This is a genomic window from Microbacterium sp. Y355 (genome assembly GCF_059445345.1).
Map to the genome: position 1 here is coordinate 13912 of NZ_JCAIUD010000001.1, position 12540 is coordinate 26451.

13 protein-coding genes and 1 pseudogene are annotated in these 12540 nt (G+C 60.3%); 7 read left to right on the top strand and 7 right to left on the bottom strand.

Translation table 11 applies throughout. The features are described from left to right. The first annotated feature begins 1 nt into the window (after position 1). The 5 genes from AC1C2O_RS00075 to drt3b all read left to right on the top strand — a co-directional run bounded on the left by AC1C2O_RS00075 (position 2) and on the right by drt3b (position 5478). Complete coding sequence (locus AC1C2O_RS00075) at positions 2–1006, top strand: hypothetical protein (RefSeq protein WP_495428393.1); 1005 nt, start codon at positions 2–4, stop codon at positions 1004–1006. A 485-nt stretch (positions 1007–1491) separates the two neighbouring features. Further along, positions 1492–1740, top strand: coding sequence for a hypothetical protein (locus tag AC1C2O_RS00080; RefSeq protein WP_495428394.1), 249 nt, complete (start codon positions 1492–1494; stop codon positions 1738–1740). 48 nt (positions 1741–1788) lie between these two features. Further along, positions 1789–1965, top strand: a complete 177-nt coding sequence (locus AC1C2O_RS00085; protein ID WP_495428395.1) for a hypothetical protein — start codon at positions 1789–1791, stop codon at positions 1963–1965. 88 nt (positions 1966–2053) lie between these two features. After that, on the top strand, positions 2054–3433 hold the full coding sequence (drt3a, locus tag AC1C2O_RS00090; protein WP_495428396.1) for an antiviral reverse transcriptase Drt3a: 1380 nt from the start codon (positions 2054–2056) through the stop codon (positions 3431–3433). A gap of 29 nt (positions 3434–3462) precedes the next feature. Then, positions 3463–5478, top strand: coding sequence for an antiviral reverse transcriptase Drt3b (gene drt3b / locus AC1C2O_RS00095; protein ID WP_495428397.1), 2016 nt, complete (start codon positions 3463–3465; stop codon positions 5476–5478). 409 nt (positions 5479–5887) lie between these two features. Here drt3b and AC1C2O_RS00100 read toward each other — a convergent pair. Further along, positions 5888–6109, bottom strand: a pseudogene (locus AC1C2O_RS00100) (tyrosine-type recombinase/integrase); the annotation flags it as partial. 26 nt (positions 6110–6135) lie between these two features. Then, complete coding sequence (locus AC1C2O_RS00105; RefSeq protein WP_495428398.1) at positions 6136–6315, bottom strand: hypothetical protein; 180 nt, start codon at positions 6313–6315, stop codon at positions 6136–6138. A gap of 221 nt (positions 6316–6536) precedes the next feature. Here AC1C2O_RS00105 and AC1C2O_RS00110 point away from each other — a divergent pair, with 221 nt between their 5' ends. Both AC1C2O_RS00110 and AC1C2O_RS00115 read left to right on the top strand, forming a co-directional pair. Then, positions 6537–7454, top strand: coding sequence for a hypothetical protein (locus AC1C2O_RS00110; protein ID WP_495428399.1), 918 nt, complete (start codon positions 6537–6539; stop codon positions 7452–7454). A gap of 17 nt (positions 7455–7471) precedes the next feature. Beyond that, the gene (locus AC1C2O_RS00115; protein WP_495428400.1) at positions 7472–8437 is read left to right on the top strand and encodes a DUF4365 domain-containing protein; all 966 of its coding nucleotides are present in this window, start codon (positions 7472–7474) and stop codon (positions 8435–8437) included. A gap of 6 nt (positions 8438–8443) precedes the next feature. On the opposite strand, the gene AC1C2O_RS00120 is transcribed toward AC1C2O_RS00115, so the two are convergent. From AC1C2O_RS00120 to AC1C2O_RS00140, 5 genes are all read right to left on the bottom strand, one after another. Beyond that, positions 8444–8584, bottom strand: a complete 141-nt coding sequence (locus tag AC1C2O_RS00120; protein WP_495428401.1) for a M78 family metallopeptidase domain-containing protein — start codon at positions 8582–8584, stop codon at positions 8444–8446. A 106-nt stretch (positions 8585–8690) separates the two neighbouring features. Next, a complete protein-coding gene (locus tag AC1C2O_RS00125; protein WP_495428402.1) occupies positions 8691–9458 on the bottom strand; it encodes a hypothetical protein in 768 nt (255 codons plus the stop codon). A gap of 191 nt (positions 9459–9649) precedes the next feature. Continuing rightward, positions 9650–10432, bottom strand: coding sequence for an AbiTii domain-containing protein (locus AC1C2O_RS00130; protein ID WP_495428403.1), 783 nt, complete (start codon positions 10430–10432; stop codon positions 9650–9652). A gap of 880 nt (positions 10433–11312) precedes the next feature. Further along, positions 11313–12080: an SDR family NAD(P)-dependent oxidoreductase gene (locus tag AC1C2O_RS00135; protein WP_495428404.1), complete on the bottom strand. Its 768-nt coding sequence runs from the start codon at positions 12078–12080 to the stop codon at positions 11313–11315. Then, the gene (locus AC1C2O_RS00140) at positions 12073–12504 is read right to left on the bottom strand and encodes a nitroreductase/quinone reductase family protein (RefSeq protein WP_495428405.1); all 432 of its coding nucleotides are present in this window, start codon (positions 12502–12504) and stop codon (positions 12073–12075) included. The genes AC1C2O_RS00135 and AC1C2O_RS00140 overlap by 8 nt, the downstream gene beginning before the upstream one ends. Positions 12505–12540 lie beyond the last annotated feature (36 nt).

Consider the following 12540-nt stretch of genomic DNA (forward strand, 5'->3'; position numbering starts at 1 on the left):
TGTGCTCCGCGTCTACCTCGACCAGAACAAATGGGTTGACCTTGCGCGCGCCGCAACCGGGCACCGTCACGGTGCACGGTTCGTCGATGCACTGGCGTCGGCCCGCGCCGCCGCCGCTTCGGGCGTGGCATCGTTTCCGCTCGACATCTACCGATACCTAGAGACTGGGAAACGCGGCGATGACCGGTCCCGGATCGATGTGGCCGACCTCATGCTCCAGCTTTCGAAGCGACACTCCATGGCCCGTCCGCACGCCATTCTTCCCGCAGAGATCGACCAGGCCCTCAATCGTCGGTTTGGGCGTCCTGAGAACCCTCGGCGACATCAGGTCTTCGGCACGGGGCTGCGTCACATTACCGCCGACGCCGTGACTTGGGCACCCTTCGATCCCAGCAGGCTGCCCGGCATCAGCACGGACGTGTCGCCCAGCGACCTCATCACGGTCAAGCAGATCTACAACGACCTTGTCGAACGAGAACTGCTCCGCACAGGACCCGACACGGTGCGCGACGCGGGATTCGACCCGTCGGACACCGAGCTCGCGCAGCGATTCATCGACTACGAGAACTCCATCGCCGCCGCGATCCGTGACCAAAGACTATCTGGCCCCCTTCTCCACCTGGCCGTTCGCGCAGCCGATCTCGGCGGCATCCAAACAGCCGTCGCCCAAGCCCTCGAGCGCATCGGAATGACCTGGGAAGACTTCATCGAGAGCACGCCCCCCGCTGAAGCGGTGAGGTTCATCGATGACCTTCCTACCCGGTATGTGACGAACGTGATGCGATCCGCCAAACTTCGTCAGACTCAACAGAAGTGGGAGCCTAACGACTTCAACGACATCGTGGCTCTGCCAGTCGCAGCCGTGTACTGCGACGTCGTGGTCACTGAGAAACAGTGGGTCCATAGGCTGCGTCAGGGCAAGGTCGACAAGCGCTACAACACGACGTTGCTCAGTGACACTGCAGCGCTCGTCGACCTCCTCGCCGCATCTCCAGCCCGCGGTTGACTTGCTCTCATAATTGAATCCGCATCCGCCGTGCAGTGCTGAGGTCGGGCAGCGAGTCGTTCGGCCACATGGTCGATGTTCTAAGGTTCGTTGCCCGGAGGAGAAGGGTGAGTCCTCGTGCTGGCCGCGTCGGCTGAGACGGCGTTCGACGGCCTCTTCCGCTGAGGCGATGCCGCGGTTAACCGGTGTGCTCGTATCCGAAGTCTCCCGGCAGTATCAGCGTACGGCGGCAGTTGATGTTGAGGTTCGGCACGACGCGAGTGGTGCCCAGCTGGCCACCAGCGCGCAGCTACAGGAAAATGGCAGAGGGCTTGCAGGAAATGGTCGTAAGCGAAGCTATGGCGATCCGCACCACCGCAGGTTGTGCCAACAGCCCACCGATTTAGGCCCGGAACTCGCAAGAGTCTCCGGGCCTTTCGCATCTCTGGGATCGTCAACCCCTCCAAAACCGCTCCAGTTGTCGGCACCGCCGATTCGCTAGTAGCATGGCTCCCGAACAGATTCTGTTGCTGGTGGTCACGGCGCTCGCCGGGGCGCTCGCGGCGAGCGCCGCCAACGGCGTTACGGGAGTGTTCGTGGCGCGGGCGCGCCTCCGGCGGCTTCAAGAACTTGAGCTTTGCAAGAAGCTGCTAGCGACCGTGGATAAGGATAGCGAGGCCGCGAAGGTGATCGCCGTCGAACATGACGAGGTCGTTGCCCAGATGGCGGCAGTATCAGTTCGTCGTCCCCTCTGACGGTCGTTCTTCAGCTATGTGGTGGGTTTCATGTTCGTGGCGATGCCCATGACGCTTTTGTATCTCTTGATCAGCGTGTTCGTTCCGGGCCTCTACTGGTCGACGCTCGCCGGAGTGCTCGTTGGAGCGGCGCTCATCTTTGCCGTCGAGTCGCAACCGCGCTTCGTGTGCCCGCTCTTGTGGAAGCTCCGACCAGGTCGATACCGCAAGAAGCAAAGTATCTGACGGCTTGCGATACGGGTTCGTGTCGGTCGTATCTGCCAGGATGAGGCGGTGGAGACGACAATGCATCTGAAAACAGTGGGCTGACCAAATGAGGACGGTCCCGTACACCCTTCGAAGCTTCATCGAACTCGCAGAGAGCGAGAATCGTCGAGGCAAGGACATCAGTCGTATTGACCCTGAGGTAGGGCGTGCAACTCGAGCCTTGGGCGAAAGGCGCAAACGCTTCCGCCTCGCGATCACTGGGTACAGCAAGGATGATCCGGCTCGTGATGAGATCCGAGATGTATATCGCGAAGATCGGCAGCAGTTGCGCAAGGCTCGCGATCAGGCTGTCGAAGCTGCCCTACACCGCACCCTCACTTCTTTTGAAGACAAGCTGGCCCAGCAGGAGTTCACGTTTGCCCTCGAGCCGGGGCCTCTCGTTGGCGGCAAGCCGACCTACCAGATTGGTTCGGCACTTGACATTGCGTTCCCGGCGAAGCAAGCGGCCGACGCTGTCAAACGTGCGGCATTCATCGAAGCTCCCAGTCGCAACAGCATCGTGAGGGCACTCAAGGCCTCTCTAGAGAAGGGATACGCCCACGCGATCTACAAGCTCGACGTCAAGGAGTTCTTCGAGTCCGTGCCTCACTCGACCCTCTTTGCGCGACTCTCGACCTACCCGAGCTTGGACAGCGTAAGTGTCCAGCTAGCGAGGCGTTTGCTTACGGAGTTTGAAGCGATACAGGGTTCTAGCGTCGGGTTGCCCAGAGGGGTAGGGCTGAGCTCGCACCTTGCGGAGTTATACCTAAGCGGCTTCGACGACGTGGTCAAGGCGCACCCAGGGGTGTTGTTCTACGCTCGGTATGTCGACGACGTCGTAATCGTGCTCGAAAGCGGGCGGGACCTGATCGGGTTGAAAGGAGTAATTGCTGCTGAGCTGGATTCGCTTCAACTGGAGCTAAACCAGGACAAGACGCGCGAAGTAGTCACCGGCGATAGCGGAGACTATGAGCAGCGCGCCGAGATCGAGTATCTCGGATACCGCTTCAGTCGCAGTGGCGGAAAGCTGACGACCGGGTTGACTGACAAGCGCAAGGGTCGACGTGTGCAACGGTTGGAGCTCGCCCTACAGAGGTGGCTGAGTACGTCGCCGAATGCGGTCTGGCCGAATCATGGGAATAACGGCATGTTGCTTGATCGGGTGCGTTACCTCGCGGGAAACACGAAGCTTCTCAACTCGAAGAGCAACGTCGCCATCGGGCTGTATTTCTCTAACAGTGCGCTCGATTCCGATGCAAGCGAGCTTGCAGAGCTCGACAACATGCTCACGGTTTTCCGCGAGCGGCATGGGTCAAAGATGCCCGCGAAGCTGAAGTCCCGACTGGCGGAGATCTCGTTCGTTGAGATGTTCGCAAGTAAGGCGTTTCTTAGGTTTCATCAGAAACGAATTGAGAAGATTGTGCACATCTGGAAGGGCGCCAACTGATGGGTTACCGCAGAGCGAAACGTGACTCATTGCGTGCCCTCACTTCGGAGATCCTGCCTTACGAAGTGCCAATACCCTTCGATGTCACCCGGCTCTATGAGTTCCTTCGGCGGCTCAATTTCACCTGGACCGGAGAGCACAAATTCACAGTGATCAACTCGCGGCTTGGTCAGGCGGAGGAGCTGTGGCTCGGGATCGTTTTCGATCCGATCAACCTGGGGCCGGGCACGGTTCTCGGAGACAGGAGAGAGTTTCGCCTCTCCGATGGGGGTAGGAAAAACTGCGATCTACGGCACCCCTATAAGTTTCGGTCGAGACGCAACAACGGGAAGTCCAGAGAGCTATCGGTGCCTCACCCGCACTCAATGGTTCAGATGGCATCTTTCATCCACGAGAACCGTGATTCGATCCTTTATTACACGAATCGTAGTAGCTTTTCGATCAGGCACCCTCATCGCATTGCGCGCCTCCAAGCGAAGACGAGCTCGGTCTTCGACGGGATCCAAGACCGTGAATCCTATGGTGTTGAGCAGTCCGACCTTGAGTACTCACACGTCTCCTCCTACTTCAGCTATCGCCGCTACAACAACATCAATCGCTTCTACTCCTCACCCGAGTTCCAGGCCTGCGAACGCAAGTACCCGCACCTCATGCGAGCAGACGTCGCAAAGTGCTTTGACAGCGTATATACACACACCGTGTCGTGGGTCACCAACGGTATCCACGCCAGCAAGCACAAGCAGCGAGAGACGAAGTCCACATTCGGCGGCCGGTTCGACCGCCTAATGCAGTACCTCAATTACGCAGAGACTAGCGGCATCATCATCGGTCCCGAGCTCTCCCGCGTATTTGCAGAGATCATCCTTCAAGAAGTAGACGTCAGAGTCGAACGTGAACTGACGAAGGAAGGTTTCGTTCGCGGGACCCACTACGAGATCATGCGCTATGTCGACGACTACTTCGTGTTCCTGGCGAACCCTCACAAGGCACATCGAGTCGAAGAGATTCTTGCCGTGCAGCTAGCGGCGTTCAAACTGCATCTCAATGAACAGAAGCAGCGGCACTTCGATACTCCGCTGCAGTCGCATATGTCGGTTGCCAAGGTGCGAATCCGAGAGGATCTCAAGCGACGAACCGAGTATGAGCATGATCCCGCCGCTGAACCCGCCAAGGCCAAGCTGTACTTCTCGGCGAGGAAGGCGATCCTTGACTATAAGGCGCTACTTATCGATACAGGGCTCGAACATGGCGAACTCGCCAACTCTTACCTCTATGAGCTCGGCCGACGCCGCGACAAGACTGTTCGGAAGTTCCGGAGATATCTGAGCGCTGTCGTGGAAGCCGGCGACGCGAAAGCGATCGGTGCTGCTCGGCTGCTCCTCATCAAGTACCTCGTAGGGATGCTTGACGTTGCCATCTTTATCTACTCGGGGGCTCCCTCCGTCTCGCACAGCGTGAAGCTGACCCGAATGGTCGCCGCGTCGCTGGGCGAACTCGAAGTGAACCGTTTCGGGACACTCGAAAAGCACCAGTTCCGGGACAGAGTTCGCCGAGAAATCATCGCTCAACTCACTGCAGCACAGGACGAGGCATCGTTTGGCGCACACACCCTGCTTCTCATCGACTGCCTCATCTTCGTGGATCCCGAGTTCTCGGAAGGCACCCTACTTTCACTCCTCGAACGGCGGGGCAAAGGTGTGGGCGACCTGGACGCGTTCGGAGTGTTGACTCTCCTCCGACGCTTCCAAGATCCTCACATCCTGAGTCCGCTGAAGACGCAGCTCCTCGATCGTGCGCGATACCTGATTCAACTTGGGAAGGGTAGCCGCGCGGATGAGACAGCTCGTGCCATCCTCCTCCTCAGCCTGCCGACGTTCCCCGGTGCGTCACCGCGGGAGTTGGCCAACGTGATGGGGGACGGATACTCAGAGCAAAAGATGCGCCGCCTGCAGCAGAGCCGGTGGGAACCCTCCATGTTCTCCTGGAACGCCAGCGACAACTACTACGAGCGACTGCTCCTTAAGTCTGCGCAGTTCGTATACTAGACATGCAGCCATGACGCGAATCGGAGCCTCGTCGTTCCAACCACACACGGGCGCTTGGGGGCGAGCGTCATCGAACCCCCACCTAATCTTCATCGGGCAGCGTGAGTGCCCGGACCTTTCAGGCTCAACGACATCGATCAAGTGACCAACATCCTGCAAATCCTGCAAAACGCGACGCGCAGAGTGAGCTCATGAAACACAAATACCTCGGTCAATTGGCCTAAGAGGCCTAACCAGGGCGCCTCGGGGTCGGGGGGTCGCAGGTTCAAATCCTGTCAGACCGACCGAAGAAAATACCAGATCAGAAGATATTTTCATGAGATCGTAAGATCGGTGTTCACCGGTCTCGTACTCAAAAATGTACCCGCTGAACCCCTTGACTCGACATGGTCAAGGGGTTCAAGCATTTTTAGCTGCTCATCGCGGCCTCCCGAAGGTGCTCATTTGTCCGCGCCGCGGCGTTCTGCAGCGCGGTGTTGTCAGTGTTCCGGTACGCTCGCGTCGTCTCGACCGACGCATGTCGGAGGATGTCGCTCACGACATGGATTCGAATGTCGGCGCATGCGAACCAGGGTGCACCGGCATGCCGGAGGTCGTGCGGCGTAGGTCCGGCAACCCCAGTTACGTAGCCAGCTCGTCCGAATCGGTTGCATCACGTTACGCTGCCGTGGTGATGACGCCGCCGCGTGGCCCGCGCAACAGCGGAAGGTTGCGCGACCGCTGCGTCGTGAGCCTGCGCAGCACGGGGTCGAGCGGCTCGGTGGTCGGCACACGGCGCGCGCGACGACCCTTCGGGGGCTTGATGCTCAGGCCTCCCGCACCGGGGGAGGGATGCACCCGCACAGGGAGGGAATCCGAGCAAGCGGTGCTAACGTATGTGTCGTTCGGCGCTGATCCAGAGCACGACGATAGACTGGACCTGCTCCCAGACGAGCACGAGGTAGCGGCGCACTCGGATGCGACTGCCACTAGAACCCAAAGGGTGCGATGCCCAGTCTGGACGCTACCCAGTTGACCGCACCACCTCGTTCGAGTCAGGCGGCACCAGTCCGAGGCGTGTGTCGTCGGATCGGAACCTCGTGCCGCACGTCAACGACAAGAACCTTCTCCGCACGGTAGCGCAGGAACTCGGCATCCCCACACGCCTGCTACGCGAGCAATCCAACAACGGTCAATTCAGTCTCGACGCGCTACCTCCCGGCCAAAGCGAATTTAACGGGCTACTGTTCCGCTGCTTCAGCACCCCGCGCGAGCTAAACCCATGGGACTGGTCGGTGGGACGAAGCTTCTTCGATCTGCAAAGCTACGCATCCTGGGGTGGCGCAGCTCGCGACCGCTTCATCCTTGACGCCAGCGCCCCCGCACGAGTGGCCGCCTATCTGCTGCCCTTCACTCGTGACGCCGCCGAACCCGGAACCCGAGTCGCTGGCGTACCCGGTTTGCGGCTTGTGAGCGCAACTGACGACACAGTCGTCATGAAGCACCTCCCTACGGGTGGCCAACTGGCCATCGGTGAGAAGGCACCGACAGACGCCAGGAAGAACTGGATTGCGAAGCATCTCGAGCTCGAACTGGACACCGTGCGCGATGACCCGAGGGCCAGACCGTTGTTCCGCACCGCATCGATGACGGACGACGAACTCACCGCATACGCCGGCTTTCACCGCCCGTCAGCGCTGCTCTCTGCGCTCGCGGCGCGGATCGGTCTGTGGTGGGAGCGAGGCGCCTATCCTAGCCTGCGATCGGATCGCCGAAACTCCACCATCGGCACGCTTTCATGGCAAGAGCGAGAGGACGAGCAGGGTGTCGCAGAAGTTTTGAATCGACCCCCGTTTCGTATTTCGGACAGCATCATCGTCCCTGGGGTCTCGAAGAACACGAACCGCTATCTCCGCCTGGGGGAGGAGTCCGTGGAACTCGATTGGCAAGTGGAACCACGGCGCTCCTTGCGTGAACTCTTTGTCCGAAACCCATAGATTCGTAGACTTCGGAGATGGCAAAAACCCGCACATCGTCGGCGAAGACGGACCGAGTTGGGGTGCTCGCTGTTGGCCAGATGGTCCAGCGCGAACTCGACTGGATCTTTCGTGAGCAGGTCACGGACGACTACGGCATTGACGCACAGTTGGAGATTGTTGACGGCGCCACGGTGACCGGCAAGCTGATCGCCGCGCAGATAAAGTCCGGCTCGAGCTATTTCAAGCCGACGCAGGGAGGCTGGTGGTTCTACCTCGATCCTGACGACCTTGAATATTGGCTCGACCATTCGCTTCCGGTGATCGTGGTTTGTTACGAACCAGGGACCGGGAAGGCTTACTGGGAATCGGTCGAGTCCGGCAAGCTGGTGCAAACGAGGACAGGGGGCAAGAAGCTGCTCATCCCCGACTCGAAACACCTGGGGTCATCTTCGAAGCCTGAGTTGGCGGTGTTGGCCGAAGGTAACCCGTATGACCTGCGAATCCGTCAACTTCGTCTTGCATTGCCGTGGATGCGACTCCTCGAGAGCGGTCGTCGAGTGCTACTCGAGGCGGATGAGTGGATCAATAGGACATCCGGTCGTGGCGACCTGGCAATCGTCTCCGTTGACGACGCGAATGAGGATCGTGAAGAGTTTGGGACCTGGCTCCTATGGGGAGGCTTCGCGCCGTATGAGGGCATCCTCCCGGGTCTGCTGCCCTGGGCCGCGGTGGTGCTGCACGAGGAATCCTACGAAGTAGCCGATCACGACGCCTGGGAAGCCGAATGTGTGCGATACGACAAAGAAGACTTCCGGTATGTAAGCGAGTCATATGAGGACTGGCATCGGAAGTTCGATGACGGCGAATTGCGACCGTATGGAAATTCCGCCAATGAGGTCGACCACTGGAGGCTTGAATTGGTCCTCAATGACCTTGGACGCGCGTTCATGAGGGTCGATGCATTCGCTGAGGCAAGCGAGCCGTTCCTCACGCCGCGATAGGCGCGTTCAACACGGGGATCGCTCACCCCACTCGGCCGTCAGATCAGTCAGCTTGCCCAGAGTGAGGTTGGCCAGCTGAGGGACAATCAGATGTGAGGGCATCAGGAACTCTGCGGCGAACAGGATTGCCTGATCTTCCACATCCACGTCAATGTACTGGTTGTAGAGGACAAGGTGTCCACGCTCGTGCGCTGTGCAGTGGGCGGGCCGATCGATCGAGCACCTGCGTTATCTACGACAGCAGCCAACCGGTTCACTCTTCCACGCTGAGCATCCGGCTCGGGTCGTAGACCAAGGGATCTTCCCACCTGGGCATTGCTGCGATGTCGTAGATCGCCAAAGCGGGCAGGTCAATCTTCGCGCGCCGTCCCGAAGTGTCGACATGCCAAGTGTGCTTGTACGGGGTGGACCAGATCAGGAAGTCTGCCTTAGACGCGGCGATGGTGCGGGTGAAATAGGCATCAAGGAACCAAAAATGTGGTCGACCGGCAATCATCTCACCTTTCGCAAGCGGACTCGCCGAGTGTTCCGCCTGCACGTATGCGGAAGATTCGTCGTGGATGAGCATCGCCAGATCGTATCCAGGATGACTCTCTCGGTAGGCGGGGACCTTTTGGGCATGATCTTCCACGATTCGCGTAAATGCTTGGCGGTGGGCGTCGAAGTTGTGGTCCTGCGCGGCTGGTAGCCCGGTTCCTGCGATGACCGTCACTCTCACACTGGAGTCAAGCGTCGGGAACGCCGCTCGGGCCTCGCGCTCGGCCTCCCTCTCTCGGGCAAGTGTGGGGTTGGTGATTTTGCCGACTTGTGGGTGATCGTCGACTCGCATCACCTCGATCGCGAGTTCGTGCGTTTCCGAATAGAAGTCTGGACGGTCGCTCGCAACCCAAGAGTCAGAGTCACGGATAGCCGCAAGAAGTGCGACCGCCTTATCTGTTGCGGTGGGTAAGAAGCAAACCTCATCGTCGCTCACCAGCGAGACTTCTTCTAGAAACGCACGCTCGTCCTCGCTAGTGCCCACGTTGCTCTCCGGCCTTCGGCGGTGTTCTACTCACAACAAGGATAGAGGCAGGCCGCTGATCGTCTGGTCTAGCGGAAGGCCATGCTGACTCCCCACCCCCAATCGTGCCTCGCGCAGATTGAACTCGTCTGGCCTGATTCTTGGGAGGAGTAACGGCTGTTCGCCGTCCACGGCGTCCGCAATGTCCGAGCTCACATGGAGAACTGCAAAGCGGTGAGTACGGTGCCGAGGACCGTTGCTACACCTACGACTGCTGCCCCCATGACCCGAGCCTTCGTCCAGAAGCGAGGAGCGGTCTCATCAGACTGGGATGTGATCACGCCTCCGTCCGTCGCCTGGGCAATACTCACTCGATTTCCGCGACCGTTGATCACAAGATTGACCGCGTTCGCTGCTTGTACTGGCGTTGGCAAGGTTTGATTCGGAGCGGTGCCGGAACGAAGCTCGGCGATAAGCTCAGCAAGTCGGGTTCGAATCTGATCTAAGACCCCCTCGATTGCGACGGTTGACACGCTCCAGTAGAGCGAATCGATGTGGCCATTCATGCCACTTTCATGGTTCATGTAGCCGACGAGGAGTGCAGAACCTGGTGGTTGGAGCTTCACTATCTGGTCGCTTCGGTGGTGCTCGACCATACTGTGAAGCTCGCGAACTCCCATGCGAAGCGGGACCAGATCGTCGATCTCCTCGCGGGCGAAGTCTGGCAGGTCCATCGATGAGATCGACTGGTGGCGGATGATTCCGCCTGGTACTGCCCCATCGATCTGAAGTGGTGCATTTACTTTGCGATAAGAAGGCAGTTCATCGCTGTTGGCGTACCCTCGAAGTTCCACCGATGCCCACGCGCGAAGCTCAGGCGACCCTGCGTTTCCTCCGAGAAGTATCAACTTGCGTAGCAGGGTGTCCAGCGGCTTCTCAGTGAGGAGGTCCCGCTCGATCTGGCCGATCAAGCCGCCGCGCTTCTTTGTACTCATCTTGAAATTATCGCGGTGACCAGCGACATCCCATGAGTCCTTCGCGCGTAGCCGTATACGGACCAGGCTCACAGGCGACCCAGTCAGGCATGATTGCTCACATAGAGACGACGCCTAAGCGCACGCCAGGATCCGATGCGTGGTGTGCTCGTCTGTTGCGTTCAACTGTGGCCGACATGCTTCCTCTCGTGGGTGCCGCGCTCGGCGGTGCTGCTGATCTACCAGCAGGTGCTCCCAGGAGCATCCTGCGCGAGTATGTGCAGAGCTATCCGCATGGCTCGTTTCTTGGTGCTGTGGTACTTCAGAGACGTGAATCGGGATGCCGGCGTTCGCGAACCTGGTTGCACCCACATGTCGAAGGTCATGGCGACGCAACTCTGGCAACCCCAGCGATGCAACCAGTTCGTCCCAACTGGTTGTGCCACGCAATGTCGCAGTCGTGATGACGTCGCCGCCTGGCCCGCGCAACAACGGCAGGTTGCGCGACCGTTGCGTCGTGAGCCTGCCGATGACGAGCCGCCTACTTCCGAACTGCGCGCGGCGAGAAACGCGCTGAGCATGACGTGGTCGTCGTAGCTTTGGTGGATGTCAGCGCAGGCCTCAGCGATCCACGCGACGTCATCGGGCGCAGGAATTGCACGGCCGACCAGGCGGTGCGGCTGTATTCGGTAGTGAAGGTCGTCGGCAGGGCGGTGAGGTGCGCATCTGGAGCGGGGACCCGGTCGTCGAGCATGGGGTAGATCAGGATCTGCCGGGCATTCTCGACGAGCCAGCGCAGTGCGGTCAGCCCGTCGAGTGCCGGTGTTTCGAGTCGGCCTCGGGAGACAGACGGTCGTCGACTGCGAGCACGGGGGACACCCGGTGGTCTGCTCGCAGGGTTCTAGAGCAGGCTGCCGCCCGAGACCTCGATGCGTTCAGCCGTCACCCAGCGCAGCTCGCTCGACGCGAGGGCTGCGATGGCATCGGCGATCTCGTCGGGCTGGCCGACGCGGCCGAGCGCGGTGTGGGCGGCCAGGCTGCTGCGTAGCTCGGGGTCGTCGCGCATGGCGCCGCCGTTGAAGTCGGTGGCCGTCGGGCCGGGGGCGATGCTGTTGATGCGGATACCGCGGGGCCCGAGCTCCACGGCAAGGCTGCGGGTGATGGCCTCCACTGCCGTCTTTGAGGCTGCGTAGAGCGATGTTCCGGGGCTGACGTGGCGAGTGAGCGAGGTGGATACGTTGATGATGCGACCGCCGTCGCCGATGTGGGGTGCCAGTGCCTGGATGAGGAAGAACGTGCCGCGCAGGTTCGTGCCGATGAGGGCGTCGAACTCCTCGACGGTGGCGTCTTCGAGCCGGCCGAACAGGCCAATCCCGGCATTGTTCACCAGCACGTCGATGCCGGAACGACCCCACCGCTCGTGGATGTCGCGCCGGAGCGCGACTGTGAATTCGGCGAAGGAGGCGACATCCGCGAGATCGAGTCGCGCGCCCATTGCATCACCTCCCACGGTTCGGATCTCTTCAACGGCGCGCTCGGGCTGATCCGCGTCACCTCGGTAGGTGAGCACGACTGCGAAGCCCCGTTGGGCGAGGGCGCGGGCGGTCGCTCGGCCCAGGCCCCGGTTGGCCCCGGTGACGACGGCGATCCGAGGGGTGTTCTCAGTCATCAGTGTCCCCTTCCGGGAAGTCCACACTGATGAGCGGACTTCCGTGCATCCATTCGTCGAGGGGTTCGACCGGCTGTCGGATGCCGGCCGGGTTCCACTGCTGATTGAGGTCGCCGATGATCGACGAGAACACGGCCTCCCGCTGAGCGTGATCGAGCACCGGGGTGCCCACTGCCTGCAGATCCGCCCGCATCCCGTTCTTGAGATGGAACACGAAGTCGGGGTTCGCGACGATGTTCGCGTACCAGCTGCGGCGAGCCGGCGAGGTGGACAGGTAGATGCGCCCGTCGACCCGGTAGAACCACACCTCGATGCGCCGCGGCCTGCCGGTGCGCGCGCCGGTGGTGGTGATGTCGATCGTGCGCTCCCGAGCACGTGACGCCGGGGTAATAGCCAAGGCCCGTTCGATTCTTGGTTCCATCATGCTCCTAAGTAAGTATCTATTTACTTATAGACTAGA